This is a genomic window from Nonomuraea cavernae (assembly GCF_014646355.1).
Classification (GTDB): domain Bacteria; phylum Actinomycetota; class Actinomycetes; order Streptosporangiales; family Streptosporangiaceae; genus Nonomuraea; species Nonomuraea cavernae.
In genome coordinates this window covers 587,136-613,329 of sequence record NZ_BMNH01000001.1, presented here as the reverse complement: position 1 = coordinate 613,329, position 26,194 = coordinate 587,136, and the positions used below count along the sequence as shown (strand labels likewise).

The following is a 26,194-nucleotide window of genomic DNA, read 5'->3' as shown; positions in this document are numbered from 1 at the left end:
TGGTTGAGGCAACAGGCTGACCCTCATGAGCGGAAATATCATGAGAGCGGCGGCCTTCGCCGCCTTCGGTGGGCCTGAGGTGCTTCAGGTGATGGAGCTGCCGGCGCCGCAGGCGGGGCCCGGTCAGGTCCGGGTACGGGTCAGGGCCGCCGGAGTGCAGCCGTACGACGCGGCGGTGCGCGCGGGCTGGACCCCGCCCGGCGTCACCGGCGACCTGCCGCGCATCCCGGGCAACGAGTTCGCGGGCGTGGTGGACCAGGTCGGGGAGGGCGTCACCGAGGTGTCGGCCGGCGACGAGGTGCTCGGCTTCTCCCAGCTCAACGCCTACGCCGAGTACATCGTGGTCCCCGCCTCCGCTGTGGCGGCCAAGCCGGACCCGGTGCCCTGGGAGGTGGCGGGCGCGCTGACCGCCGCCGTGCAGACGGCCGAGCTGGCGCTCGACGGGCTGGCGGTGGCCTCCGGCGACACGCTGCTCATCCACGGCGCGGCCGGCGCGGTGGGCACGGCCGCGGTGCAGATCGCCCTCAGCAGGGGCGCCACCGTGATCGGCACCGCCCGTGCGGAGAACCACGACCACCTGCGCGACCTCGGCGCCGTCCCGGTCGTCTACGGCGACGGGCTGACCGAACGGGTGCGCGCGCTCGCCCCCGGCGGCGTGGACGCGGCGCTCGACGGCGCCGGCGGGGTGGCGGTGGACGTCTCGCTGGAGCTGGTCAAGGATCGCGGGCGCGTCATCACGCTGGTCGAGCACGCCAAGGCCGCCGGCCTCGGCATCGGCGTGGTCCAGGGCGAGCGGTCGGCCGAGCGCCTCGGCCGCTACGCGCGCCTGTACGCCGAGGGCCGGCTGAAGTTCCCGATCCGCCGGACGTACCGGCTGGAGCAGGCGGCCGAGGCGCACCGGGAGATCGAGACCGGCCACGGCCGCGGCAAGATCGCCCTCATCGTCGGCTGAGCCACCGAGGAGCCGACCGGCGCGATGAAGCGGTCACCGGGCCGGAGCGGTCACGGGGCCGGCGGCTCCGCTCTGCGAGGAGCGGGGCCGTCCTGACAGCTCGCGAGCAGCTCGGTGAGCTCCGCGACCTCGGTGTGGTTGTCGAGCTCCGCGAAGAGCCGGCGGGCTCTGCTCCAGGCCTCGTGAGCCTGGCCGGGATCGGTGGCGGCGTAGAGGGCGCCGAGGAGCTTGAGAGTCTGCGCCTCAGGGTAAGGACTGGCGAGTTCGCGCCAGATGCCGACGGCGGCGATGGTGTGGTCGACGGCCCGGGCGAGGTCGCCCTCCGTCTGTTCGAGCTCTCCGAGGGCACGCAGTGACATGGCTTCCTGGAATCTCGCCCCCCACTGACGGGTCAGCCGGATGCTCCTTTCGAGCACCTGCCGGGCCCGGGGATCGCCGAGTTTGACGTAGATGATGCCCAGGTGCGGCAGGAGCGTGATCTCGCTGCCCAGGCTGCGGAGGGAGCGAGCGTACGCCAGGCCGCGCGTGATGTGCTCCTCCGCTTCGCGGAGCCTGCCCTGATCGCGTCGTACGATGCCGAGCATGGTGTGGATCCGGCACAGCTGTGACGTGAGAGGCACGTCCTCGGCGAGCCGCAGGGCGACCTCCAGGTGGACGGCGGCCCGCTCTTTGTCGCCCCGGATTCGGTGGCCGTACCCCAATTGCCACTCCGCTTCGACCTGCCCGAGCACATAGCCGGCGGCCTTGGCCTTCTCCAGCGCCGCGTCGAGATGCGCCACCGCCTGCCTGGAGTCTCCGCTGACCACGAACGCGGTCCCGGCCAGGATGCGCGCGTCGACCTCGCCCCGTACGTCGTCCATCAGCTCGAAGAGCTCCACCGACGAAAGCGCGTGCGCGAGGGCTTCGTCCTCGGCATGTCGTGGCGCCATGCGAAGGCATTCGGCGAGGTCACGCAGCATGAAGGCGCGCCCCCGCCGGTCGTCGGCGCGCTCGCAGGCCGCCAGCGCGATCCGGCTCATCGACTCCCAGTCGTCGTAGTAATCACGCAGCTCGAAGAAGTTGACGGCCGAGTCGGCGAGCTGCCAGCAGAGCGTGTGCGATCCGAGCGAGGCGGCCTGCGTCACCGCCGCGCGGAGCGCCCCTCTCTCGGCCTCGAACCAGGCACAGGGATCCGCGATCTCGACGCGAGGCTCGTGATGCGTGTCCTCGGCCTGCGGCGTCGGGAAGACCCTGCCTGGGAGCAGCGTGTCGGCCCGCCGCGCGAGGACCAGCCAAGCGCCGAGCGCACGGGTCACGGCCGCGTGAATCTGCCGTGGAGAGGCTTCGATGTCCGCGCGGTCGCGGGCGTGCAGGCGGATCAGGTCGTGGAACCGGTAACGCGACTGACCGGCGGCGTCCGCGCCCGCGAGGTTGAGAAGGTTGGCGCTCAGCAGCTCGCCGAGGCATCGCTCGGCCTCCTCCGGGGACGTGTCGAGCACCGCCGCCGCCACCCAACCGGCGAAGTCGGGGGTGTCCAGCTTGCTGAGCAGGTAGTAGAGCCGTTGGGACGTCGGTGACAGGGCCGCGTAACCGAGGCCGAGCGAGGCCCGTACGGTGAGGTCGCCGACTGAGAGCTCGTCGAGACGTCGTCGCTCGTCGCGCAGCAGCTCGGCGATGCGGGCGAGGGGCCAGTCGGGCCGGGAGGCCAGGCGCGCCCCGGCGGCTCGGACGGCGAGCGGCAGGTGGCCACAGAGCCGGACGACCTCGGCGGCCTCCATGGATGCGGCCCGCACCTGCTCCGAGCCGGTGATCCGGGCCAGCAGTTCGATGGCCTGCGTGGGCCGGAAGACGTCGAGGCGCAGGTGCAGGGCGCCGGCCAGGCCCATCAGCCGGTGGCGGCTGGTGGTCAGCACTGCGCAGCTGCTGGAGCCTGGTAGCAGGGGCCTGACCTGCGATTCGTCGGCCACGTTGTCAATCAGCACGAGCATCCGCTTGCCGGCCAGGAGCGATCGGTAGAGGGCGGTGCGATCGCCGATCGACTCCGGGATCGCGGCTCCGTCGACGCCGAGTGCGCGCAGCATCGCCTCCAGCGCTCGGGCGGCGGCGGCGGAGTCTTCGGCGCCGGAGAGGCCGACGTAGAGCTGGCCGTCCGGAAACGCGCCCGTCAGCTCGTGCGCCACGTGCAGGGCGAGCGTGGTCTTGCCGACCCCGCCCATGCCCGAGATGGCGCAGATCGTCAGCGCCTGGCGCCGGTCCGGGGACAGCGCGTCCCTGAGCGTCGCCACCTCGTCGTCCCGGCCGGTGAAGTCGGCGATCGTCGGCGGGAGCTGGCGCGGGACCAGCGGCGAGGGCGACTCGCCCGGACCTTCCGTCGCAGGCCACGCGCCGGGTTTCGCGGCCGGATCGATCTGCTCGTCGCCACGGAGGATCGCCTCGTGCACGCGGCGCAGGAGGGGGCCCGGCTCAAGGCCCAGCTCCTCCGCGAGCAGGTCGCGGACGCTGGTGTAGGTCTCCAGCGCCTCGATCCGCCTGCCGGACCGGTAGAGGGCGACCATCAGATGCGCGTGCAGGCTCTCCTGATAGGGGTGGGCCTGGGCCGCCTCGCGTAGGTCGCCCACCGCCTCCGCGTGCCGCCCGAGCGCCAGCTCGGTCTCCGCCCACCGCTCGTAGACGGTGAGCCGGAGTTGTTCGAGGCTCAGCGCCTCCTGCGCGATCGGCTCGGAATCGATGAACTCCGCGAACGCGGGCCCTCGCCAGAGATCCAGCGCGCGCCGGAAACAACGGCCGGCCGACTCGTGATCGTGTGCGGTGAAGGCCGCCGTGCCCTCCGCCGCGAGTTTCCTGAATTGCGCGGCGTCCACCTCGCCGTGCGTGACGAGCTCATATCCGCCCGACCTGGCGAGCAGCCGGTCGGCGCCCAGTTGAACGCGTAGCTGGTGCACATACGACTGGAGGTTGCTGCGCGCGGACACGGGCGGCTGGTCGCCCCACAGCACCGTGGTCAGAAAATCGTTGGAGACCGGCTGATCGGCCCGCGAAATGAAACCGACGAGTAGGGCGCGTAATTTCCGGGCGCTGCCGAGATGAATGCGCCGTCCGTCGTGGATCACCTGGAGTGGGCCTAGGATCTCGAAACGCATCCAGTCTTGCTCCGCCTTGGAATATGCATAGAGGAGATCGCTAGAAGTGGTCTGCCGCTCGGTCGTGCTCGCTGAGCGGCGAAGCTCGACGGGTTGGTGTGGCGATTTTAGGTCGTCACCGTGCCTGGCGCAAAGGCGGGTGGCCCGGATCCGGTTCGGCGCCCGGGACGTCCCGCCCGCGGGGGGCGATCCACCTGCTCGGTCGTACGGACGGGGCCGTCGTGCGGACGGGGACGCCCGGCCGGACAAGGGCTTCCCGGCGGCCCCGCCCGGGCCGACGTATCCGTCACACACTCGCCACTGTGGGTGATGTAGCGCCGCCATGGTGGCGGTTCGTACATTTTGGACATCCTTACGGATTCAATTCGTCGGTGCCGGAAAACACCGGAGGTGAACATGGAGAAGCAGAAGAACGAGACCAAGAAGCTTGAGCTCAAGGTCCGCAAGCTCGAGAAGATCGAGACGACCAAGATCCGCGAAGGCAGCGGCTGAGCTGGTACGACACGCCGGAGCCGATCGAGCATAAGCGATCGGCTCCGGCGTTCCATGTGACGAAAGAGTGCGCTGCGCATGCGGAAACCTCGTGTCAAACGCGTTCATCTGCCGACGGTCCTCCCGGACGGCCGGATAAGACTCGGCCTCGGTCAGTACGGCGTGGCCGCCGAATTGCAGGACGACGCCGAAGGGAACATCGCGCGAATCCTCACCCTCATGGACGGCACCCGGGACATCGAGCGGATCTGCGCCGACTTCGTGGCGAACAGCCCGGAGGTGGACCGGGAGAACGTCCGCGAGATCATCGAGGCACTCATCGACGAGGGGTTCATCGAGGACGCCGAGGCGGAGCCGCCCGGCAACCTCTCCGCACGGGAGCTGGAGAGGTACGCGCGCGCCAGCCACTTCTACTCCTGGATCGACACCGTCCCTCGGGAGTCCCCCTACACCGTCCAGTCGAAGATCAAAGAAGCTGAAGTGGGTCTGCTGGGCGTGGGCGGCACCGGATCCGCCGTCGCGGCGGGCCTGGTGGCGAGCGGCATCGGCGCGCTGCACCTGTCCGACTTCGACGAGATCCAGGAATCCAACCTGACCCGGCAGCTCCTCTACACCGAGCAGGACATCGGCGCCTCCAAGGTGGAGCGGGCGGTCGCCCGGCTACGCGCGATGAACAGTCTGGTCAAGGTGACGGGCAGCGACGTCAAGGCGACCGGGCCCGACGACCTGGCCGCGTTGATGACCGACTGCGACGTGTTCGTGCTCTGCGCCGACGAGCCCCAGCCGGACATCATGCTCTGGACGAACGAGGCCGCACTGCGTACGGGAACGCCATGGTTCGTCAGTTTCTACGCCGGGCCGATGGCGGTGGTTGGCTCCTTCCATCCCGGCGAGACGGGATGCTGGCTCTGCGCGCGTCGTGACGAGGACGCGAAGAAGGACGCCTCGGGGGAGCGACAGCTCGTCGCCGAGGGCCGACCGCCGAACGCGGTGGTCGCCGCGAGCGCCAACATCAGCGGCCACATGTGCGCGCTGGAGGTGTTGTACCACCTTGGCGGCCTGCCCACCCAGGCGCGCGGACGGATCTTCCACTGGAATTTCGCGGTCTGGGACCACGTCTACGCCGTGGACGTGGTGCGCCACGACGACTGCCCCGCCTGTGGCTCGGTGGGCGGATGACGGCACCCGCCGCCGTGGATTCGACCGGCACGCTCCTACTGCGCCCGCTCAGCATCCAGGGCGATGACGACCCGGACAGCGTCATCGTCGGGCGGCCGGAGCTCGGCGAGTTCGTCAGCCTGCCCGCCCTCTACGGCAAGGCGGTCGAGCTGCTCGGCGACGGCCTCCCGATCGGCGTGGTCCAGCGCCGGATCGAGGACGAGCACGATGTCGAACTGGATGTCGTGCAACTCGTGGAGGCACTCGTCGACCTCGGCTTCGTCGCCCAGCTGAACGGCGTGGACCTGCCGGACCCGGCGGACAAGGCCCCGCCGCCCCACCTGCCCTGGCTGGCCGAGAGGCACGTGAGGTGGATCTTCGGCCGTCCGATGGGAGTGCTGTGCGCGGTTGTGGTCGGCGCGGCGGTCGTGACCCTGTTCGGCCGGCCCGATCTGGTGCCTGTGTACCACGACTTCTTCTGGAGCGATTACATCGGGCTCACGACGCTGGTCAACACCGCGATGTTCTCGGTGGTGATCAGCCTGCACGAGCTGATGCACCTGGCGGCCGCTCGGTCGCTCGGCACTCCGGCGCGCATCGGGTTCGGCACCCGTCTGCACAACCTGGTCGTGCAGACCGACGTCACCGCTATCTGGTCGGTGCCGAGGCGCTCGCGTTACCGCGTCTACCTGGCGGGGACCTACTGCGACCTCTTCCTCTTGGCGATCCTGCTACTCGTGCTCGGCCACGCGAACCCGCCGGAGGGGCTCGCGGCGCTCCTGCGGGCCCTCGCGCTGGTCACCATGCTGAGCGTGCCGATACAACTGCACGTCTACATGCGGACCGACTTCTACTTCGTGCTCGCCGACCTCCTGCGCTGCCGCAACCTGTTCGGCGACGGGCTCGGCTACGCCCGCTACCTGCTCCGTCGAGCGGCCGCCGTCGTCAACCGGGCGCGGCCCCCCGCCGACCCGAGCGCCGAGCTGTCCGCCCACGAACGGCGGGCGGTGCGGATCTACGCGGTGCTGCTCGTCCCCGCCGCGACGGTCGCCCTCGGCACGTTCGCGATCTACACCCTGCCGATCATCGTCAGCTCCTTGTTGCAGGCGCTGGTCGCCGTCTGGGGTGGCCTGAACGGCGGCTCCGTGTTGCAGGGCGTCGACGGCGGCCTCTTCCTGCTCGTCGAGGGGGGCATCCAGACGCTTTTCGTGATCACCTTCGTCCGGTCACACCCCCACTGGTTCCGCCGCCGGTCAGTAGTGCCAGGGGTACGGTGACCAGTCGGGCTCGCGCTTCTCCAGGAACGAGTCGCGCCCCTCGGCGGCCTCGTCGGTCATGTAGGCGAGCCGGGTCGCCTCGCCGGCGAGCACCTGCTGCCCCACCAGACCGTCGTCGATCAGGTTGAAGGAGAACTTCAGCATGCGCTGCGACGTGGGCGACTTGCCGTTGATCTTGCGGCCCCACTCCAGGGCCGTGGTCTCCAGCTCGGCGTGCGGCACGACGGCGTTGACCATGCCCATCCGGTGGGCGTCGGCGGCCGAGTAGGTGTCGCCCAGGAAGAAGATCTCCCTGGCGAACTTCTGGCCCACCTGACGTGCCAGGTAGGCGGAGCCGAAGCCGCCGTCGAAGCTGGCCACGTCGGCGTCGGTCTGCTTGAAGCGGGCGTGCTCCTCGCTGGCCAGCGTCAGGTCGGCCACCACGTGCAGGCTGTGCCCGCCGCCCGCGGCCCAGCCGGGCACCACGCAGATCACGATCTTGGGCATGAACCGGATCAGCCGCTGCACCTCGAGGATGTGCAGCCGCCCGGTCGAGACCGTGCCGTCGGAGTACTGATAACCGTCCTTGCCCCTGATGCGCTGGTCGCCGCCGGAGCAGAAGGCCCAGCCGCCGTCCTTGGGCGAGGGGCCGTTGCCGGTGAGCAGCACGCACCCGACGTCGGTGGTCTGCCGGGCGTGGTCGAGCGCCCGGTAGAGCTCGTCGACCGTCCGCGGCCGGAAGGCGTTGCGCACCTCGGGACGGTCGAACGCGATGCGGACGGTGCCCTGGTCGACCGCGCGGTGGTAGGTGATGTCGGTGAAGTCGAATCCCTCGACAGCCTGCCACGCTTTGGGATCGAACAGTTCGGAGACCATGGGCGAGAGCCTACCGAATCTGCTCTTCGGCCCATTCGGCCCACTCCTGCTGCGCCCTGCTGATGCGCAGGCCGTACTCGAGGGCGATGCGGCCGTAGACGGACAGGTTGTCGGTGCCGCTCTCGACGAACCCGCGGACGCCCTCCAGGCGCTCTGCCTCCTTGCCGGACAGCTCGGCCTGGCGGTGGAGGTAGCCGCGGGCCCGCTCGGGTGAGATCTGGGCGAGGAAGAAGACCCGCAGCAGCATGTCGCTGCGCGTCGCCCTGGCCGGCTCGACGTCGGTGATCCAGCGGCGCAGCTCGGTCAGCCCCTCGGGGGTGATCGCGTATTCCTTGCGGCCGCGCGGCCCCTCCGCCACCACGTCCACGAGGCCGGCGTCGGCCAGCTTGCCCAGCTCCGCGTAGAGCTGGCTCTGCGTGGCGGGCCACGTGTTGGAGAGCGAGACCTCGAACAGCTTCATCAGGTCGTATCCGCTCGCGGGTCCCTCGGACAGGAGCCCGAGTGCGGCGTGTCGAAGACTCATATTCCTATGCTGACATATCTCGACAGGAGGTTCTAGCTTCGACCTGTCTCTATAGGAATGTTGAAGGAGCTCCGTCCGCGCCGCCGGCCGGAGTTCGGTCAGGGGACCTCGGCGCGCAGCTCCGCCAGCAGCTCGCCCTGATCGGCCAGCATGTCGGTGAGGATGCGCCGGGCCGCGCCGAGCAGGTCGGCCAGTTCGGGGGTGGCCAGGGTGTAGACGACGGTGCTGCCTTCGCGGATGGCGCTCACGATCCCGGCTCTGCGCAGGACCGCCAGCTGCTGGGAGAGGCTCGAAGCCTCGATGTCGATCTGAGTCAGAAGATCCCGGACGGGAAGCGGGCCTTCCTGGAGTAGCTCCAACACTCGGATGCGAGCGGGGTGGCCGAGAGTTCGGAAGAAATCAGCCTTGGCCTGATAGACCTCCACGTGCATACTGCCCACACTAATCCAGTTCAGTTGCATAATTCTTCAAGTCGTAAGGTTGTTGGCTAGGATGAGCGCGGGGACTAGGGAGTAGCCATGGGTCGAGGAAGAGCCAAGGCGAAGCAGACGAAGGTCGCTCGCCAGCTGAAGTACACCAATCACAACATCGACTACGACCGGCTCCGCGAGGAACTAGGCGCGGACACCGGGCGAGACGAGATGCACGCGAACGCGGGGTCCGAGCAGGAGTCCGAGCGCGCGCAATGACGCGGGCCAGCCTGGTCGGCGCGCGCAGGTGACGTGTCGGGCCGTCCGGCCTCCGGAGCCCGCTCGGGTCCCGAGGGCCGCGGACGGCTCCGCACCTCACGGCGGCGAGGCCGGCCGGCCCTCCACACCCATCGCTTCCGCGACCGTCACGCGGCGCAGGTGTCGTGGGTGGCGTCGAACCCGTCGAGCGCGTCGGTGTCACCCGTGCGCAGGGCCTTGAGCCCCTTCCAGTCGTCGCCGACGACCAGCACCAGGCGGCTGGTCCGCGCGCCGGGCACCGGCCTGGGCGTGGCGGTGATCAGATCCGTGGCCAGCGTCGGCACTCTCGTCTCGCCGTTCGGCGAGTAGAGGATCAAGGTCTTCGCCTGCGGCTTTCGCGCCGCGTCGGTGACCTTGGTGATGTGATAGCCCCGCTGCTCCAGCGCGGCGGCCACCTGCGAGCCGAGACCGCCCCGATAGGTGCCGTTGCGCAGCTCGATCTGGACCTTCGACCGGGAGACCTTCGTCTGGCCCCCCTTGACGCGCTCCGGCCCACTGTCCCTGGCGACGAGCCGGAAGAGCCGCGTCGCCTGCGGCTGGACCCACTCGACGCGGCCCGGCTGGCTCAGTGAGTAGTGCCACGGCGTGGTGATGAAGCGGATCTGCCCGGCGGTGAGGCCTTGGAGGCTGCCGGCCAGGTCCTTCATCACGCCGGGCGTGAGGCCGGGGTCGGTGGTGACGGCCTTGGTGCCGGCGTCGAGGAAGCCGAGGAGTCTGGCGGGGTTGGTCAGCGTCTCGCCGCTCATCACCTTCTGGACCATCGACGCGATGAACATCTGCTGGCGCTGGATGCGGCCGATGTCGGAGCCGTCGCCGAGGCTGTAGCGGGCTCGGACGTAGCCGAGCGCCTGCTCGCCGTCGAGCGTCTGCCGCCCGGCGGGCAGGTGGAGCAGCGCCTTGGTGTCGTCGACCCGCTCCGGCAGGCAGACCTCGACGCCGCCGACGGCGTCGACCATGCTCTTGAAGCCGGTGAAGTCGACCTTGACGAAGTGGTCGATGTGGATGCCGGTCAGCGCCTCGATCGTCTTCCAGGTGCAGGTGATGCCGCCGGAGTTGAACGACTCGTTGATCATGCCGAGGTGCGGCCGCTGGCCGGGCAGGGCGCCCTTCGCGCGGCAGAAGGGGAGCTGCACCAGCGAGTCGCGGGGGAAGCTGACCACGATCGCGGTGTCACGCCGGGACGAGACGTGCGCGAGCATGATCGTGTCGGTGCGCTCGCCCGGGGTCCGGCCGTACCTGGCGTTCTTGCCGTCACGCTGGTCGGAGCCGACGATCAGCACGTTCATCGCGGTGCCCGCCACCTTGGGCGGGCGGGTCGCGCCCAGGTCGTCCTGGGTGACCTCGATGTGCTTGACGTTGCCGGTCAGTTTGACGTAGATGACGGCCGTGGTGCCCACGACCAGCAGCACCAACGCCAGCGCGATCGCGATCGACCAGCGCAGCCAGCGCACACCGGCGCGGCGCGACGTGCTCGGTGACGGGGAAGGCGGCGCATCGACAAGCCCGCGGCTCACGTGACTCCCAAACAGGACGGGGCCGAGCGCGCCGCCCGTGGCGAGAGCCTCTCCGTGCAGATGTCGGCCGGTTGAACCTCGCCGAGTCTACTCAGGCGGTGCGCGAGCCACATGGGGACGGCGAGATCTCCCGTTAGTCCGGCACGTTCACCCGTGGGGAGACCGCGCGGGCTCTGGGTAGCCTGGTCGGGAGGGCACGACATCCCGGGAGCCGCATTGTGACGGAGCGCAGACCCCTCGGCATGCAGTTCGAGTCGTGGATAGACCGGCAGATCCGCGAGGCGGAGGAGCGTGGCGAGTTCGACGACCTGCCGGGCAAGGGCAAGCCGCTCCCCGACCGCAACGAGGCCACCGACGAGCTGTGGTGGATCAAGCAGAAGCTGGAGAGCGAGCATCTCTCCATGCCGTTGCCGCCGACGCTCGCCCTGCGCAAGGAGGCCGAGCAGGCCCTGGCCGACGCGTTGGGCGCCCGGACCGAGGCCGAGGCCAGGCGGATCGTGGAGGAGATCAACGCGAGGATCCGCGAGGCGATCAGGACAGGACTGTCCGGCCCGCCGCTCAACCTGATGCCCTTCGACGTCGAGCGCGTGGTGTCCGACTGGCGGCGCGCCCGGTAGCCCTCGGCGTCTGGACCGCCCGTGTGAGCGAGTTCACAATCGGTCCATGGGTGACGGGAGACAGATAGGCGCCAGGAAACCGCGCAGGGAGGACGCCCGGCTGCTCACCGGCCGGGCCGGATACGTCGGCAACGTACGGCTGCCGGGCATGGCCCACGCCGTCGTGGTCCGCAGCCCCATCGCCCACGGGCGGCTGGTCGGCTGCGACGCCAAGGCGGCCTGGACGGTCGAGGGCCTGCTCGACGTCATCACCCCGGCCGAGGCGGACGCCGTCCGCCTGCCCTGCGTCACCCTCGCGGCCGGCCAGCGTCACACGTCCTATCCGGTGCTGGACGAAGCGGTCCGCTACGTGGGCCAGCCGCTCGTGCTGGTGGTCGCCGAGACGCCGGAGGCCGCCGCTGACGCGGCCGGGCTGGTCGACCTGGAGTTCGACGAGCTGCCCGCGGTCATCGGGATCGAGCGGGCGCTGGATCCCGGGGCTCCGCTGCTCTATCCCGAATGGGGCACCAACCTGGTCACCGACTCCGTGCTCGGCGACCCCGACTGCGACGAGGCCATCGCGGGCGCGGAGCACGTCGTGGAGCTGACGTTCGGCTTCGGCCGGGCCACGCCCCACCCCATCGAGCCGCGCGGGATCGTCGCGTCCTTCGACGGCGATGAGCTCACCGTCCGCACGTCCACGCAGGCTCCGCACCACGTACGCGAGCACGTCGCGGAAGCGCTCGGGCTGACGCAGGACCGGGTGCGCGTGGTCAGCCGCGAGGCGGGCGGCGGGTTCGGCGGGAAGGAGCACCTCTACCCGGACGAGGCGCTCGTCTGCCTGGCCGCGATGCGGCTGATCCGCCCGGTGAGCTGGACCGAGTCGCCCGGCGACCGCCTGGTCGCCACGCTGCCGGCGCGGCCCGCCGTGCACCGGGCCCGGCTGGCGCTCGACGCCGACGGGCGGTTCGTGGCCCTGCACGCCGACGTGGTCGGCGACCTCGGCGGCCACCCGTCCAACGTCGGCATCTCGCCGTTCTCGGTTACGGCCATCACGCTGCCCGGCCCCTACCGCTTCGACCGGGTCGCGGTACGGCTGCGCGGCGTCGTCACCACGACCACGCCGACCGGCTCCTACCGGGGCTTCGGCCAGCCCGAGGCCACCTGGACCCGCGAGCGGCTGGTCGACGAGGCGGCCCGGCGGCTCGGTGTGGACCCCGTGGAGCTGCGGCTGCGCAACCTGCTCGGGCCGGACGAACTGCCCTGCACCACCAGGACCTACCAGCCGTACGACTCCGGCGACTATCCGCGCGCCCTGCGGACGCTCCGCGACCTGGTCGAGCCGCCGGCGGGAGGCGACGGGCGCCGCCGCGGGATCGGGTTCTCCTGCCACGTGGAGGCCACCGGGCTGGGCCCGTCGATGGCCATGAAGGCGACCGGCATGCTGGCGGGCGGTTACGAGACCGCGGTGCTGCGGATGGAGCCGGACGCGTCGGTCGTGGTCTCGTCGGGCGTGGCGGCCATGGGGCAGGGCATCGAGACGGCGCTGGCCCAGATCGCCGCCGACCGGGTCGGGGTGCCGTTCGAGCGGGTGCGGGTGGTGCTCGGCGACACCGCCGTCACGCCGTACTCCTCGATCGGGTCCATCGCCAGCCGTTCGCTCGCGGTGGGCGGGGGCGCGCTCACGCAGGCCGCGGCGCGGCTCCGGGACAAGATCGTGGCCATCGCGGCCCATCGGCTGGAGGCGGCCCCGGAGGACCTGGAGTTCGCGGGCTCCGCCGTACAGGTGAAGGGGGACCCGCGGGCGGCCCTGACGTTCCGGGAGATCGCGACGTCGGCGTGGCGCGGCTGGGACCTACCTGAGGGCATGTCGCCGGGGCTGGAGGAACGGGTCAGCTACGACCCCGTGGCCTACACCTTCGCCTACGGGGCGCACGCCGCGGCCGTCGCGGTCGATCCCGAGACGGGGGCCGTGGAGGTGGAGGGCTACTGGGCCGTCGGCGACTCGGGCGTGCAGGTGAACCCGGCCATCGTCGAGGGCCAGCTGCGCGGCGGCATCGCGCAGGGCATCGGCATGGCGCTGACCGAGGAGATCGTCTACACCGACGACGGGCAGCCCGTCACCGAGTACCTCCTGCCGACGACGCGCGAGATCCCCGACATCCACGTCGTGATGCTGGAGACACCCTCGCCGATCACGCCCGGCGGCATGAAGGGCGCCGGTGAGGCCGGGACGATCGGGCCGCCCGCCGCCATCGGCAACGCGGTGGCCGCCGCCCTCCCGGAGATCGCCGACCGGGTGACCAGGACGCCGCTGACCCCGGAGGCCGTCTGGTCGCTGCTGACGCATGAACCCGGGGCGACCGGGTAGCCCGGCTCGAATGGGGCTCACGGACTGGTTCCTCACTGAGGAGGAACGCGACAATCCGTCCACCCGGCTGGCCGCCTGGTCGACGGGAAACCTGGTGCGCCCGCTCGCCCACGGCGCCACGTACTTCACCGAACTTCAGGAGCGGCTCGACGGGCTCGGCCGCGACGACCTGCTGCTGTTCGCCGACTGGCGCGGCGATCCCGACGAGCGGCTGAGCGACGGCGGCCCGCGGGTGGCGAGCGCGATGGCCCGCGCGGCGGGCAAGGGAGCGCTGGTCAGGGGGCTGATCTGGCGATCGCACCTCGACCTGCTGCGGTTCAGCGCCGCCGAGAACCGGCGCCTCGGCGCGGACATCGAGGAGGCCGGCGGGCAGGCCGTGCTCGACACGCGGGTACGGCCCGGCGGCTCGCACCACCAGAAGTTCGTCGTGCTGCGCCACTCGTCGGGTTCGGCGCGGGACGTGGCCTTCGTCGGCGGCATCGACCTGTGCCACAGCCGCCGCGACGACGCCCGGCACGGCGGTGACCCGCAGGCCGCGCCCATGCCCGACGTGTACGGCGAGCGCCCGCCCTGGCACGATCTCCAGGTGGCGATCCACGGGCCGGCCGTGGCCGAGGTGGAGAAGGTCTTCCGCGAACGCTGGGAGGACCCGGCCCCCGCGACCCGCCAGCCGCTCCGGCGATTACGCGACCACTTCCAGCGGATGGACGACGTGCCGCCGCTGCCCCCTCCCGGGCCGCCGCCGGACCCGGCCGGGACCCATGCCGTGCAACTGCTGCGCACCTATCCTCACCGGCGCGGCGCCTACCCGTTCGCCCCGAGGGGGGAGCGGAGCGTGGCGCGCGCCTACCAGAAGGTGCTGCGCCGGGCGAGCACGCTCGTCTACCTGGAGGACCAGTACCTGTGGTCGACCGAGGTGATCGAGCCGTTCGCCGAGGCGCTGGAACGCGAGCCGGAGCTCCGCATGGTCATCGTGGTGCCGCGCCACCCCGACCAGGACGGCTGGCTGGCCGGCCCCGCCAGCCTGATCGGCAGGAGCGAGGCGCTCGCCCGGCTCCGGCAGGCGGGCGGCGACCGGGTCGCGGTCTACGACCTGGAGAACCACGCCGGCACGCCGGTGTACGTGCACGCGAAGGCGTGCGTGGTGGACGACGTGTGGGCGAGCGTCGGGTCCGACAACGTCAACCTGCGGTCGTGGACGTACGACTCGGAGCTGAGCTGCGCGGTCGTGGACGAGGAGCGGGACCCGCGCCCGCCCGGCGGTGCCCGCGTGTTCGCCAGGCGGCTGCGGCTCGCGCTGGCCGCCGAGCACCTCGACCGCGACCCGGACGACGTGGACGAGCTGTGCGATCCGAAGGTCGCCTTCGAGGCGTTCGCCGAGTCGGCGCGGCGCCTGGAGTCCTGGCATCGCGGTGGCCGCCGGGGGGCGCGCCCGCCCGGGCGGCTGCGCCCGCACCCTCAGCCGGAGCTGGGGCGGCTGAGGCGGGCGCTGGCCATGCCGTTGTACCGGCTCGCGGTCGACCCCGACGGCCGGCCCTCGGACCTGCGCCGGTCGCGCCGGTTCTGACGGCCGGTCTGCTCACGGTCAGCGGGTGGCCTGGAACAGGCCGTTGATGGCCAGGACGTAGCCGTACACGCCGAAGCCGACGACGATGCCGCGGGCGACCGGCGACAGGTAGGAGTGGTGCCGGAACGGCTCGCGCCGGTGCACGTTGGAGATGTGCACCTCGATCACGGGCAGCTCGACGCTCTCGACGGCGTCGTGCAGGGCGACCGAGGTGTGGGTGTAGGCCCCGGCGTTGAACACCGCGCCGATGGACCGGCCGGCCTTCACCTCGGGGCCCGCCTCCTGGATCCAGTCGATCAGCTGGCCCTCGTGGTTGGACTGACGGAAGTCGACGTCGAGCCCGAGCTTCCCGGCCTCCTGCCGGCACAGCTCCTCGACCTCGGCCAGCGTGGTCGAGCCGTAGACCTCGGGCCTGCGGGTGCCGAGCAGGTTGAGGTTGGGGCCGTTGAGTATCAGGACCGATGCCATGGGTGCCTCGATTCGGGTGGACTTCTCGGAGCTGCGCCCAATCCTCTCCGATCCGTTCCTCGTCTCCTGCCCAGCCGGGTCCGATCCGCTCCTCTTCCCCTGCCCGGCCGTACGGCGAAGCTTCCCTGCCCAGCCGTACGGCGAAGCTTCCCTGCCCGGCCGTAAGGTGAAGCCGGACCGGGGCGGTCAGTGGGCGAAGGAGAACCCGGCGGCCCGGAGCTTGGCGGAGCTCAGCGGAACGGTCGGCGTCCTGATCTCGCCGCGGAAGGTCAGTGCCGGCCACCCCTCGGCGGCGCAGATCTCGCCGAACAGCTCCTTGTTCGTCCGGGGCGTGACCGCGTCGGGGACGGCGTTGTAGATGCCGGTCAGGCCCTCGCTCACCACGAAGTCGAGCGCCGCCGCCGCGTCGCGGTAGTCGATCCGGTAGAGCAGCGCGTCGGCGGAGAAGGGGACGCTGCCGCCGAGCATCTCGTGGGCGAGCTTGACCCGGGTGGGGTAGTCGAGGTCGCGGGGGTGGCCGTAGACGTCGGGGATGCGGACGACCGCGCCGCCAGCCGTGGCGAGCACGGCCTGCTCGGCGGCGACGAAGTTGCGCGGCGAGGCGTCGGGATCGGTGGTCGTCGGCGTCTCCTCGTCCACCACGGCTCCAGTGCCGGCGCCGTACACGGAGACCGAGCTGGTGAAGATCACCCGAGGGTGCGCCTCGGCGGCGGTCCGCGCGCTCGCGGTCAGCGTGTCCGCGTATTCGGCGACGCGCTGGCCGGCGTCGAAGGAGCGGGCGAGGCGCGGGCTGACGGTCAGTACGACGGCGTCGGCCCCGTCGGTCACCCGCTCCACGGCCGGCCGGTCGCTGCCCCGCAGGACCGCCACGTCGGAGCAGACCTCCCGCAGCTCCTCGATCCGTCCGGGTGTGGTGGTGGTGCCGGTCACCTGATGGCCCGCCCCGGTCCAGCGGCGGGCGAGCTCCATGCCCACGTTGCCGCAGCCGATGATCACATAACGCACGTCACGACCTCCTAGGGAAACGCTGTTTCACTTTGCCCCAAGAGGTGCCCTCGCCGCCACCATGGAGGGGGTCGCTCCGTAGAGATCGCGTCAACTTCCTGTCGCTGCGCGTATGGAACCCGTCAAGAAGTGAAAAACCGCCCGATTCCGGGGCTTTGCTAGCCATGTCGCCACCTGTCCTGGTGGTCGACAGGCAACTCTGTCCCGAACCGAGGAGTGGGGATGACCGACGTCATCTTCGTCGCCCTGACGATCGCGGTCTTCGCGATCCTCGGGCTGGTCGTGAAGGCGGTGGAGCGCCTGTGAGCGCGATCAACGCCGCCGGTCTGGCCGTGGCCGTCGTCCTGGTGGTCTTCATGGTGGCCGCCCTGCTCTTCCCGGAGCGGTTCCAGTGAGCACGACCGTCGCCGGGATCGTCTTCATCGTTTCGCTGATCGTCGTACTGGCCCTGGTGCACCGGCCGCTGGGCGACTACATGTACCGGGTCTACACCGGCACCCGGCACAACCGGGTCGAACGCGGCGTCTACCGCCTGCTCGGCGTCCGGCCCGAGGTCGAACAGACGTGGGGCGTCTACGCGCGCAGCCTCCTGGCGTTCTCGGTGGTCTCCGTCATCGTCCTGTACGCCCTGCAGCGCCTGCAGGACAAGCTCTTCCTCAGCCTGGGTCTCGGCCCGGTGACCGACCACGTCGCGTGGAACACCGCGATCAGCTTCGTCACCAACACCAACTGGCAGGCGTACGCCGGCGAGTCCACGATGGGCCAGTTGACGCAGATGGCCGGGCTGGCGGTGCAGAACTTCGTGTCGGCCTCGGTCGGCATGGCCGTGGCGATCGCGCTCGTCCGCGGGTTCGCCCGGAACAGGACCGACCTGCTCGGCAACTTCTGGGTGGACCTGGTGCGCGGCTGCGTACGCGTCCTGCTGCCGATCGCCTTCGCGGGGGCGCTGGTGCTGGTGGCCGGCGGCGTGATCCAGAACCTCGCCGAGCCCCAGACCGTCACCACGCTGACCGGCGGCACCCAGGCGATCACCGGAGGGCCGGTGGCCAGCCAGGAGGCCATCAAGGAACTGGGCACCAACGGCGGCGGCTTCTACAACGTCAACTCGGCCCACCCGTTCGAGAACGCCACGAGCTGGACCAACTGGTTCGAGATCTTCCTCATCCTGCTGATCCCGTTCGCGCTGCCGCGCACCTTCGGCCGGATGGTCGGCCAGGTCCGGCAGGGGCACGCGATCCTCGCCGTGATGGCGACCATCGCGCTGGCCAGCGTGGTGCTGACGAACGTCTTCGAGCTGGCAGGCAACGCGACCGTGCCGCAGGCCGTCGGGGCGGCGATGGAGGGCAAGGAGGTCAGGTTCGGCGTCTCCAACTCCGCCACCTTCGCGGCGGCGACCACGCTCACGAGCACCGGCGCGGTCGACTCCTCGCACGACTCCTTCACGCCGCTCGGCGGCATGATGACGCTGACCAACATGATGCTCGGCGAGGTCGCGCCGGGCGGCGTGGGCGCCGGCCTGTACGGCATGCTGATCCTCGCCGTCGTCACCGTCTTCGTGGCCGGCCTGATGGTCGGCCGCACCCCCGAATACCTGGGCAAGAAGATCGGCGCCCGGGAGATCAAGCTGGCCTCGCTGTACTTCCTGGTCACCCCGGCGCTGGTGCTGACCGGCACGGCGCTGGCCATGGGGTCGGCCGAGCTGCGCGCGAGCATGCTCAACTCGGGGCCGCACGGGTTCTCCGAGGTGCTCTACGCCTTCACCAGCGCCTCCAACAACAACGGCTCCGCCTTCGGCGGCCTCACGGTCAACACTCCCTGGTACGACGTGGCCCTCGGACTGTGCATGGCCTTCGGCCGGTTCCTGCCGATCATCCTGGTGCTCGCCCTGGCCGGTTCGCTGGCCCGGCAGGCGCCCGTGCCGGCGTCCGCCGGAACGCTGCCCACCCACCGGCCGCAGTTCGTCGGCATGGTCGTCGGCGTCACGATCGTCCTCGTGGCCCTGACGTTCCTGCCCGCACTGGCCCTCGGTCCCCTCGCAGAAGGGCTCGTCTGACATGTCATCCCCAGTGCTCCCGGCGCCGGGACCGGCCCGGGGGCCGAAGAGGAACGGCCGGATCGGCGGTGGCCTGCTCGACCCCAAGCAAGTGATGAGGTCGCTGCCGGACGCCGTGAAGAAGCTGAACCCGGCCACGCTGTGGCGTAAGCCGGTCATGCTGATCGTGGAGATCGGCGCGGTGTTCAGCACCGCGCTCGCGATCCTCGATCCGTCGATGTTCGCCTGGGCCATCGTGGTCTGGCTGTGGCTGACCGTGCTCTTCGCCAACCTGGCCGAGGCCGTGGCCGAGGGGCGGGGCAAGGCGCAGGCCGCCACGCTGCGGGCGGCCAAGCGCGACACCATGGCACGCCGGCTCCGCCCCGGCTCCGCCGCGGGAGACGGCTCCGCGAAGGACCGCTCCGTGGGGGACGGCTCCGTGGGTGAGGGTTCCGCGGCGGAAGGTTTCACGTGGGACGTCGTCGGCGCGGGTGAGCTGAGGCCGGGCGACCGCGTGATCGTCGAGGCCGGGGAGATCATCCCGGGCGACGGCGACGTCATCGACGGGATCGCGTCGGTGGACGAGTCGGCGATCACCGGCGAATCCGCCCCGGTGATCCGCGAGTCGGGCGGCGACCGGTCGGCCGTGACCGGCGGCACCAAGGTGCTGTCCGACCGGATCATCGTCGCGATCACCCAGAACCCCGGCGAGAGCTTCATCGACCGCATGATCGCCCTGGTGGAGGGCGCGAACCGGCAGAAGACGCCGAACGAGATCGCGCTGGACATCCTGCTGGCCGCCCTGACGATCATTTTCCTGGTCGCCACCGTCACCATGCAGCCGCTGGCGATCTATGCCAAGTCCGTCAATCCCGGCATCGCGGACTCCGTGGCGCTCGGCGCCGACGGAGTCACCGGCATCGTGCTGGTCTCGCTGCTGGTCTGCCTGATCCCGACCACGATCGGGGCGCTGCTGTCGGCCATCGGCATCGCCGGGATGGACCGCCTGGTCCAGCGCAACGTGCTGGCGATGAGCGGGCGCGCGGTCGAGGCGGCGGGCGACGTGTCCACGCTGCTGCTGGACAAGACCGGCACCATCACCCTGGGCAACCGGCAGGCGTCGGAGTTCCAGGCCGCCTCCGGTGTCGCCCCGGCCGACCTGGCCGAGGCCGCGCAGCTGGCCAGCCTCGCGGACGCGACGCCCGAGGGCCGCTCGATCGTGGTCTACGCCAAGCAGGCGTACGGTCTGCGTGAGCGGCAGGCCGGCGAGCTGGCTCAGGCCGCGTGGGTGCCGTTCACCGCGCAGACCCGCATGTCGGGGGTGGACGTGGACGGACGTCAGGTGCGCAAGGGCGCAGCGACCGCCGTGATGAAGTGGATACGCGACCACGGCGGCCACCCCACCGACGAGGTCGGCCACCTCGTGGACGGCATCTCGGCGTCCGGTGGCACCCCGCTCGTGGTCGGCGAGGTCGCCGACGGCAAGGCGCGGGTGCTGGGTGTGATCCATCTCAAGGACGTGGTCAAGCAGGGCATGCGCGAACGGTTCGACGAGATGCGCCGCATGGGCATCCGGACCGTGATGATCACCGGTGACAACCCGTTGACCGCCAGGGCCATCGCCGGCGAGGCCGGGGTGGACGACTTCCTGGCCGAGGCCACGCCGGAGGACAAGCTGGCGCTGATCAGGAAGGAGCAGGAGGGCGGCCGGTTGGTCGCGATGACCGGCGACGGCACCAACGACGCGCCGGCGCTCGCGCAGGCCGACGTCGGGGTGGCGATGAACACCGGCACCTCGGCCGCCAAGGAGGCCGGCAACATGGTCGACCTCGACTCCAACCCGACCAAGCTGATCGAGATCGTCGAGATCGGCAAGCAACTGCTCATCACCCGGGGCGCGCTGACCACCTTCTCCATCGCCAACGACGTCGCCAAGTACTTCGCGATCATCCCGGCGATCTTCGCGGCGGTCTATCCCGGCCTGGACGCGCTCAACGTCATGCGCCTGGCCAGCCCCCAGTCGGCGATCCTGTCGGCGGTCGTCTTCAACGCCCTCGTGATCATCGCGCTCATCCCGCTGGCCCTGCGCGGCGTGCGCTACCGCCCGTCCAGCGCCTCCAAACTGCTCAGCCGCAACCTGTACGTCTACGGCCTGGGCGGCATCGTCGCGCCGTTCATCGGCATCAAGATCATCGATCTGTTCGTTCGATTCCTTCCGGGGATGTCATAAATGGAACGTCTACCTAGTTGGCTGCGTCTGCATCTCGCCGCGATCCGGGCGGTCGCCGTCCTCACCGTGCTGCTCGGCCTGATCTACCCGCTGGTCACCACCGGCGTCGCCCAGGCGCTGTTCAACGACAACGCCAACGGCTCGATCGTCCAGGCCCGAGGCAAGGACGTGGGCAGCGCGCTCATCGGCCAGTCCTTCACCGACGCCGACGGCAACCCGGTCCGGAAGTACTTCCAGTCGCGTCCGTCGGCCGCCGGAGACGGCTACGACCCCCTCGCGACCAGCGCGAGCAACCTGGGACCCGAGGACGTCCTGGACGTCCTGCCGGTGCCAGGCGTCGAAGAGGGCAGGCAGTCGCTGCTCACCCAGGTCTGCGCCCGCTCCAAGGCGATCGGCGAGCTGGAGGGCGTCAGCGGCGCCCGGCCGTACTGCACGCCCAGCGGGGTGGGCGCGGTGCTGAAGGTCTTCCCCGACCGGGCGGTCAGCGTCAACCAGGCCTGTCCGGAGGCTCCCTTCGTCACCACCTACGATGGCCTCAAGGTGGAATGCGGCAAGCCGGGTGAGGACTATGCGGCAGGCAGGACCGTCCCCGTCAGGGGCGACACGAGGACACCCGTGGTGCCTCCCGACGCGGTGACGGCGAGCGGATCCGGGCTCGACCCGCACATCTCGGCCGCCTACGCCGAGCTGCAGGCGGCCAGGGTGGCCGCGGCGCGCGGCCGGTCACTCGACGAGGTCAGGCGGCTCATCGAGGCCAACACCACCGGCCCGGCGCTCGGCTTCATGGGCCGGCCCGCCGTGAACGTGCTCCGGCTCAACCTGGCGCTCGACCGGTCATGACCAGGAGCCGCACGTGACCAGGGGGCGTCTGCGGGTCTACCTCGGGGCCGCTCCCGGGGTGGGCAAGACCTACGCCATGCTCAGCGAGGCCCGCCGGGCGCGCGAGCGTGGCAGGGACGTGGTCGTGGGGCTCGTCGAGACCCACGGCCGGCCCCGCACCGCCGAGCTGCTGGAGGGCCTGGAGATCGTCCCCCGCAGGAGCATGAGCCACCGGGGCGCCGTCTTCACCGAGCTCGACGTCGAGGCGGTCATCCGGCGGGCGCCCATGATCGCGCTGATCGACGAGCTGGCCCACACCAACGTGCCCGGCTCGCGCAACGTCAAGCGCTGGCAGGACATCGACGAGGTGCTGGACGCCGGGATCGACGTGATCTCCACGGTCAACATCCAGCACCTGGAGTCGGTCAACGACGTGGTGCAGGAGATCACCGGCGTTCCGCAGCGCGAGACGGTCCCCGACGAGGTGGTGCGGCGGGCCGACCAGGTGGAGCTGGTCGACATGTCGCCCGAGGCGCTGCGCCGCCGGATGTCCCACGGCAACGTCTACGCTCCCGAGAAGCTGGACGCCGCGCTCGCCAACTACTTCCGTGTCGGCAACCTCACCGCGCTGCGCGAGCTGGCCCTGCTCTGGGTGGCCGGCAAGGTCGACGACCAGCTCGACCGCTACCGCGCCGAGCACGGCATCGCCGGCACCTGGGAGACCCGCGAGCGCGTCGTGGTCGCCCTGACCGGCGGCCCCGAGGGCGACACGCTGGTACGGCGGGCCGCCCGCATCGCCGCCAGGAACAAGGGCGCCGACCTGATCGCCGTGCACGTCACCAGCGCCGACGGGCTGGCCGGAGGCGACCCGGCCCACCTGGCCCGCCAGCGCACCCTGGTCGAGAGCATGGGCGGCACCTACCACCAGGTCGTCGGCCACGACATCCCGCGCGCCCTGCTCGACTTCGCCCGAGGGGTGAACGCGACCCAGCTCGTGCTCGGCGCGTCGAGACGGGGCCGGCTGGCGCAGATCTTCTCGCGCGGGGTGGGCGTCACGACCACGGCGCTGTCCGGCTCGATCGACGTCCACATGATCACGCATGCCGAGGTGAGCAGGGCCGGCACCCGCCGGCCGCGTTCCCGGGCGGCCCTCACCCGCAGGCGGCGGCTGGCCGGGTGGATCATGGCGGTCGCCGGGATGCCCGCGCTGACCGCTTTGATGCTGCCGTTCGCCGGGATGCTGGCGCTGCCCAGCGAGATCCTGCTGTTCCTGCTCGTGGTCGTCGGGGTGGCGCTGGTGGGCGGCATGTGGCCGGCGCTGACCGCGGCCGTCGGCGGCTCGCTGCTGCTCAACTGGTTCTTCACGCCGCCGTCCGGCCAGTTCACCGTCTACGATCCGCAGAACTTCCTGGCACTGACCGTGTTCGTGCTGGTCGCCGCCGCGGTGAGCGTGATCGTGGACCTCGCGGCCCGGCGCACCCGGGAGGCCGCCCGCGCCGGCGCGGAGGCGGAGCTGCTGTCCACCCTGGCCGGGCATGTCCTGCGCGGCCAGGCCGCGGTGCCGTCGCTGCTCGCCCGGATGCGGGAGACGTTCGGGCTGGGCTCGGTGACGCTGCTGGAGCGGCTCGGCCGGCCGAGCCCGGAGGACCGCTCCGAGCCCGGGGCGTGGCGGATCGTGGCCACGTCGGGCGGCGCCCCGGCCACCTGCCCGGACACCGCCGACACCGACGTGGTGATCGACGACGACCTGGTCCTCGCGGCCCGCGGCCGGCTGACCGAGGCCGCCGACCGGCGGGCGCTGGAGGCGTTCGCCGCCGAGACCGCCGTGGCGCTGCGCCAGGAACGCCTCCAGGAGGAGCTCGACCGGGCCAAGCCGCTGGCCGTGGTGGACCGGATGCGCACGGCTCTGCTCGCGGCCGTCAGCCATGACCTGCGCACCCCGCTGGCGGCCGCCAAGGCGGCGGTCGAGAGCCTGGGCAACACCGACGTCGACTGGTCGGAGCGGGATCGCGTGGAGCTGCTGGCCACCGCCGAGGAGTCGCTGGAAAGGCTGGAGCGGCTCGTCGTCAACCTGCTCGACATGAGCCGCCTGCAGGCCGGGGTGCTGGGAGCCGACCTCCAGCCCGTGCTCGTCGAGGAGGTCCTGCCCCGGGCGATCGACGACCTCGGTCCGGTCCGCGACGAGGTCGAGGGCGACATTCCAGCCGGCCTGCCCGAGGTCCTCGCCGATCCGGCGCTGCTGGAACGGGTGCTGGTCAACCTGATGGCCAACGCGGCCCGCTTCAGCCCGCCCGGCGAACACGTGCTGATCACCGCCAGCCAGTACGCCGGCCAGGTCGAGATCCGCGTCATCGACCGCGGCCCCGGCATCCCGCCCGAGGCGCACGACCGGGTCTTCCTGCCCTTCCAGCGCCTCGGCGACCGCGACAACCATTCGGGGGTCGGCCTCGGTCTCGCGCTGTCCCGGGGGCTGGCCGAGGCCATGGGCGGCACCCTAGTGCCGGACGAGACGCCGGGCGGCGGCCTCACCATGATCCTGACGCTGCCCGTCGCGACGGAAGAAGGACTCCCATGAGCCGTGTGCCGGCCGTCGCGGCGGAAGGGGGTCTCCCGTGACCCGTGTGCTGGTCGTCGACGACGAACCCCAGATCCTGCGGGCCCTCCGGATCAACCTGGCGGCCCGGCACTACGAGGTCGCGGTCGCCGCGGACGGCGGCACCGCCCTGCGCGAGGCCGCCGACTGGCATCCCGACCTGATCATCCTCGATCTCGGGCTGCCCGACCTCGACGGCGTGGACGTCATCCACGGCCTGCGCGGCTGGACCAGCGTCCCGATCATCGTGCTGTCCGGCCGGGCCGGCGGCCACGACAAGATCGAGGCGCTCGATGCTGGGGCCGACGACTACGTCACCAAGCCGTTCGGGGTCGACGAGCTGCTCGCCCGGATCCGCGCCGTGACCCGCCGGACCAGCGCCCTGGAGCCGGAGCCCGCCCAGGTCCGGCTCGGCGAGCACGTGGTGGACCTGGCCGGCAAGACGATCTCCGGCGACGTACGGCTGACGCCCACGGAGTGGCACATCCTGGAGTTGCTGCTGCGCCACCCCGGCAAGCTGATCAGCCAGCGGCAGATCCTCACCGAGGTGTGGGGCGCGCAGTACGTCAAGGAGACCCACTACCTGCGCCAGTACCTGGCCCAGCTACGCCGCAAGCTGGAGCGCGACCCGGCGCGCCCGGTTCATCTGATCACCGAGCCGGGCATGGGCTACCGCTTCCAGCCCTGAGGGCGGTCGGTGTACGGAGGGGCCAGGTCGGCGCCGCCCGGCCGGCGGGGCCGCAGGTCGGCGGTCTGGATCACCCGGCTGATGTCGCTGGGCGTGATCAGCCCGACCAGGTGACCGGCGTCGTCGAGGACGACCGCCCGCCCGTCGGCGCTCCCGTCCATCCGCGTCAGCAGGTCGGTCAGCAGGTCGTCCGGCCGCGCCGTGGGCACGTCGCCCGGCGGGCAGGCGATGTCCCGCAGCAGGGTCGAGGCGCGCCGGTCGGCGGGCACCCGGCGGAGCCGGTTGAGCGTCACCAGGCCGGCGAAGACGCCGTGCTCGTCCACCAGCGGATAGGTGGACAGGTGCGAGACCATCACCACGTGGTCGATCAGGGTGGCCACGGTCTCGTCGGGGTGGGCCGTGACGGGGTGCGCCGACATCACCCGGCTCACCGGGAGGCCGTGCAGGGCGGGGGCGAGCACGGCCTGCTGCTCCTCGGCGCTGGCCGCGTTCACCAGGAACAGGCCGATCAGGGCCAGCCACAGCCCCTGGAAGCCCAGCCCGGTGACGAGCTGGGCGAAGCCCAGGGCGATGAGCACGTAACCGAAGATCCGGCCCGCGCGGGCGGCGGTGATCGAGGCCCTGGACTGGTCACCGTGCCACTTCCACAGCACCGCGCGCAGCACCCGCCCGCCGTCCAGCGGCGCGGCCGGGATCAGGTTGAACACGGCCAGCAGCACGTTGATCGCGGCCAGGTAGGCGAACACGCCGACGATCAGGGACGTCGCGCCGGCCACGCCGGCCAGCCAGGCCGCCAGCCCGAACACCGCCCCGGCGACCACGCTGGTGAGCGGTCCGACGGCGGCGATCCAGAGGTCGGCGCCCGGCGTGCGGGCCTGGCCGCGCAGCCGGGCCACGCCGCCGAGCAGCCAGAGCGTGATGCCCGCGACCTCGATGCCGTGCCGCTTGGCGACCAGGGCGTGGGCCAGCTCGTGGGCGAGCAGCGAGGCCAGGAACAGCACCGCGGTCACGAGCGCGGCGATCACGTAGACCGCCACCGAGTGCCCTGGAAAGGCGACCGGGAACCGGCCGAAGGCCAGTCCGACCACCAGGATCACCACGATGACGAGCACACTGACGTTGAGACCGACCGGCACTCCACCGATCCGGCCCAGACTGATGGAGGAGCGCATCATCTCTCCCGTGCTAGTTCACGCGTCCCCTTCCC

The 26,194-nt window shown here is 71.2% G+C and carries 21 protein-coding genes; 13 read left to right on the top strand and 8 right to left on the bottom strand.

The features are described from left to right. Positions 1 to 25 precede the first annotated feature (25 nt). Entirely contained in the window at positions 26 to 952 is a 927-nt protein-coding gene (locus IEY82_RS02835) for an NADP-dependent oxidoreductase (protein ID WP_372459675.1), read from the top strand. 50 nt (positions 953 to 1,002) lie between these two features. Here the strand turns inward: IEY82_RS02835 and IEY82_RS02830 are convergent, their stop codons facing one another. Beyond that, positions 1,003 to 4,071: an AfsR/SARP family transcriptional regulator gene (locus tag IEY82_RS02830; protein WP_189122315.1), complete on the bottom strand. Its 3,069-nt coding sequence runs from the start codon at positions 4,069 to 4,071 to the stop codon at positions 1,003 to 1,005. Positions 4,072 to 4,641: 570 nt separating this feature from the next. Here IEY82_RS02830 and IEY82_RS02825 point away from each other — a divergent pair. Together IEY82_RS02825 and IEY82_RS02820 are read left to right on the top strand one after the other, a co-directional pair. Further along, the gene (locus tag IEY82_RS02825) at positions 4,642 to 5,742 is read left to right on the top strand and encodes a TOMM precursor leader peptide-binding protein (protein WP_189122314.1); all 1,101 of its coding nucleotides are present in this window, start codon (positions 4,642 to 4,644) and stop codon (positions 5,740 to 5,742) included. Continuing rightward, complete coding sequence (locus IEY82_RS02820; RefSeq protein WP_189122313.1) at positions 5,739 to 6,998, top strand: hypothetical protein; 1,260 nt, start codon at positions 5,739 to 5,741, stop codon at positions 6,996 to 6,998. The genes IEY82_RS02825 and IEY82_RS02820 overlap by 4 nt, the downstream gene beginning before the upstream one ends. Here IEY82_RS02820 and IEY82_RS02815 read toward each other — a convergent pair. The 3 genes from IEY82_RS02815 to IEY82_RS02805 all read right to left on the bottom strand — a co-directional run bounded on the left by IEY82_RS02815 (position 6,975) and on the right by IEY82_RS02805 (position 8,807). Next, on the bottom strand, positions 6,975 to 7,853 hold the full coding sequence (locus IEY82_RS02815) for a 1,4-dihydroxy-2-naphthoyl-CoA synthase (RefSeq protein ID WP_189122312.1): 879 nt from the start codon (positions 7,851 to 7,853) through the stop codon (positions 6,975 to 6,977). The two genes, IEY82_RS02820 and IEY82_RS02815, sit on opposite strands and share 24 nt — an antisense overlap. Before the next feature lie 10 nt (positions 7,854 to 7,863). Next, positions 7,864 to 8,376 carry a PadR family transcriptional regulator gene (locus IEY82_RS02810; protein WP_189122311.1) on the bottom strand — a complete coding sequence of 171 codons (513 nt, stop codon included), beginning with the start codon at positions 8,374 to 8,376 and terminating at the stop codon, positions 7,864 to 7,866. Between the two features lie 98 nt (positions 8,377 to 8,474). Then, complete coding sequence (locus IEY82_RS02805; RefSeq protein ID WP_189122310.1) at positions 8,475 to 8,807, bottom strand: ArsR/SmtB family transcription factor; 333 nt, start codon at positions 8,805 to 8,807, stop codon at positions 8,475 to 8,477. A gap of 87 nt (positions 8,808 to 8,894) precedes the next feature. Between IEY82_RS02805 and IEY82_RS39785 the strand changes: the two genes are divergently transcribed. Further along, positions 8,895 to 9,065, top strand: a complete 171-nt coding sequence (locus tag IEY82_RS39785; RefSeq protein ID WP_189122309.1) for a DUF3073 domain-containing protein — start codon at positions 8,895 to 8,897, stop codon at positions 9,063 to 9,065. A gap of 146 nt (positions 9,066 to 9,211) precedes the next feature. Here the strand turns inward: IEY82_RS39785 and IEY82_RS02795 are convergent, their stop codons facing one another. Beyond that, entirely contained in the window at positions 9,212 to 10,618 is a 1,407-nt protein-coding gene (locus tag IEY82_RS02795; RefSeq protein ID WP_189122308.1) for an LCP family protein, read from the bottom strand. Between the two features lie 218 nt (positions 10,619 to 10,836). On the opposite strand from IEY82_RS02795, the gene IEY82_RS02790 reads away from it, so the two are divergent. The 3 genes from IEY82_RS02790 to IEY82_RS02780 are packed head-to-tail and all read left to right on the top strand — an operon-like array spanning position 10,837 to position 15,152. Beyond that, positions 10,837 to 11,235, top strand: coding sequence for a DnaJ family domain-containing protein (locus IEY82_RS02790; protein WP_189122307.1), 399 nt, complete (start codon positions 10,837 to 10,839; stop codon positions 11,233 to 11,235). A gap of 46 nt (positions 11,236 to 11,281) precedes the next feature. Beyond that, positions 11,282 to 13,585, top strand: coding sequence for a xanthine dehydrogenase family protein molybdopterin-binding subunit (locus IEY82_RS02785; RefSeq protein WP_189122306.1), 2,304 nt, complete (start codon positions 11,282 to 11,284; stop codon positions 13,583 to 13,585). A gap of 10 nt (positions 13,586 to 13,595) precedes the next feature. Then, complete coding sequence (locus IEY82_RS02780) at positions 13,596 to 15,152, top strand: phospholipase D family protein (RefSeq protein WP_189122305.1); 1,557 nt, start codon at positions 13,596 to 13,598, stop codon at positions 15,150 to 15,152. Between the two features lie 18 nt (positions 15,153 to 15,170). Here the strand turns inward: IEY82_RS02780 and aroQ are convergent, their stop codons facing one another. Both aroQ and IEY82_RS02770 read right to left on the bottom strand, forming a co-directional pair. Next, the gene (aroQ, locus tag IEY82_RS02775; RefSeq protein ID WP_189122304.1) at positions 15,171 to 15,620 is read right to left on the bottom strand and encodes a type II 3-dehydroquinate dehydratase; all 450 of its coding nucleotides are present in this window, start codon (positions 15,618 to 15,620) and stop codon (positions 15,171 to 15,173) included. Between the two features lie 186 nt (positions 15,621 to 15,806). Continuing rightward, a complete protein-coding gene (locus IEY82_RS02770; RefSeq protein ID WP_189122303.1) occupies positions 15,807 to 16,625 on the bottom strand; it encodes an NAD-dependent epimerase/dehydratase family protein in 819 nt (272 codons plus the stop codon). Positions 16,626 to 16,927: 302 nt separating this feature from the next. Here IEY82_RS02770 and IEY82_RS02760 point away from each other — a divergent pair, with 302 nt between their 5' ends. The 6 genes from IEY82_RS02760 to IEY82_RS02735 are packed head-to-tail and all read left to right on the top strand — an operon-like array spanning position 16,928 to position 24,987. Continuing rightward, positions 16,928 to 17,020: a potassium-transporting ATPase subunit F gene (locus tag IEY82_RS02760; RefSeq protein ID WP_189122302.1), complete on the top strand. Its 93-nt coding sequence runs from the start codon at positions 16,928 to 16,930 to the stop codon at positions 17,018 to 17,020. Continuing rightward, positions 17,017 to 18,678: a potassium-transporting ATPase subunit KdpA gene (gene kdpA, locus IEY82_RS02755; protein ID WP_189122301.1), complete on the top strand. Its 1,662-nt coding sequence runs from the start codon at positions 17,017 to 17,019 to the stop codon at positions 18,676 to 18,678. Before IEY82_RS02760 ends, kdpA begins: the two co-directional genes overlap by 4 nt. A 1-nt stretch (position 18,679) precedes the next feature. Next, positions 18,680 to 20,887 carry a potassium-transporting ATPase subunit KdpB gene (gene kdpB, locus IEY82_RS02750; RefSeq protein ID WP_189122300.1) on the top strand — a complete coding sequence of 736 codons (2,208 nt, stop codon included), beginning with the start codon at positions 18,680 to 18,682 and terminating at the stop codon, positions 20,885 to 20,887. After that, positions 20,888 to 21,727, top strand: coding sequence for a potassium-transporting ATPase subunit C (locus tag IEY82_RS02745; protein WP_189122299.1), 840 nt, complete (start codon positions 20,888 to 20,890; stop codon positions 21,725 to 21,727). A 13-nt stretch (positions 21,728 to 21,740) separates the two neighbouring features. After that, a complete protein-coding gene (locus tag IEY82_RS02740; protein ID WP_189122298.1) occupies positions 21,741 to 24,281 on the top strand; it encodes a sensor histidine kinase in 2,541 nt (846 codons plus the stop codon). Positions 24,282 to 24,318: 37 nt separating this feature from the next. Next, positions 24,319 to 24,987, top strand: a complete 669-nt coding sequence (locus IEY82_RS02735; protein WP_189122297.1) for a response regulator — start codon at positions 24,319 to 24,321, stop codon at positions 24,985 to 24,987. Here the strand turns inward: IEY82_RS02735 and IEY82_RS02730 are convergent. Further along, positions 24,969 to 26,162 carry a site-2 protease family protein gene (locus tag IEY82_RS02730; RefSeq protein WP_225262064.1) on the bottom strand — a complete coding sequence of 398 codons (1,194 nt, stop codon included), beginning with the start codon at positions 26,160 to 26,162 and terminating at the stop codon, positions 24,969 to 24,971. The two genes, IEY82_RS02735 and IEY82_RS02730, sit on opposite strands and share 19 nt — an antisense overlap. Between the last annotated feature and the right edge of the window lie 32 nt (positions 26,163 to 26,194).

What these genes read in the sequence shown, in the direction of transcription:
- IEY82_RS02815 (WP_189122312.1), bottom strand. Translation starts at nt 7,853, where the DNA reads ATGGTCTCCGAACTGTTCGATCCCAAAGCGTGGCAGGCTGTCGAGGGA.
- IEY82_RS02810 (WP_189122311.1), bottom strand. Translation starts at nt 8,376, where the DNA reads ATGAGTCTTCGACACGCCGCACTCGGGCTCCTGTCCGAGGGACCCGCG.
- IEY82_RS02730 (WP_225262064.1), bottom strand. Translation starts at nt 26,162, where the DNA reads ATGATGCGCTCCTCCATCAGTCTGGGCCGGATCGGTGGAGTGCCGGTC.
- IEY82_RS02805 (WP_189122310.1), bottom strand. Translation starts at nt 8,807, where the DNA reads ATGCACGTGGAGGTCTATCAGGCCAAGGCTGATTTCTTCCGAACTCTC.
- IEY82_RS02745 (WP_189122299.1), top strand. Translation starts at nt 20,888, where the DNA reads ATGGAACGTCTACCTAGTTGGCTGCGTCTGCATCTCGCCGCGATCCGG.
- IEY82_RS02785 (WP_189122306.1), top strand. Translation starts at nt 11,282, where the DNA reads ATGGGTGACGGGAGACAGATAGGCGCCAGGAAACCGCGCAGGGAGGAC.
- IEY82_RS02820 (WP_189122313.1), top strand. Translation starts at nt 5,739, where the DNA reads ATGACGGCACCCGCCGCCGTGGATTCGACCGGCACGCTCCTACTGCGC.
- IEY82_RS02835 (WP_372459675.1), top strand. Translation starts at nt 26, where the DNA reads ATGAGCGGAAATATCATGAGAGCGGCGGCCTTCGCCGCCTTCGGTGGG.
- IEY82_RS02780 (WP_189122305.1), top strand. Translation starts at nt 13,596, where the DNA reads ATGGGGCTCACGGACTGGTTCCTCACTGAGGAGGAACGCGACAATCCG.
- IEY82_RS39785 (WP_189122309.1), top strand. Translation starts at nt 8,895, where the DNA reads ATGGGTCGAGGAAGAGCCAAGGCGAAGCAGACGAAGGTCGCTCGCCAG.
- IEY82_RS02825 (WP_189122314.1), top strand. Translation starts at nt 4,642, where the DNA reads ATGCGGAAACCTCGTGTCAAACGCGTTCATCTGCCGACGGTCCTCCCG.
- IEY82_RS02830 (WP_189122315.1), bottom strand. Translation starts at nt 4,071, where the DNA reads ATGCGTTTCGAGATCCTAGGCCCACTCCAGGTGATCCACGACGGACGG.
- aroQ (WP_189122304.1), bottom strand. Translation starts at nt 15,620, where the DNA reads ATGGCATCGGTCCTGATACTCAACGGCCCCAACCTCAACCTGCTCGGC.
- kdpB (WP_189122300.1), top strand. Translation starts at nt 18,680, where the DNA reads ATGTCATCCCCAGTGCTCCCGGCGCCGGGACCGGCCCGGGGGCCGAAG.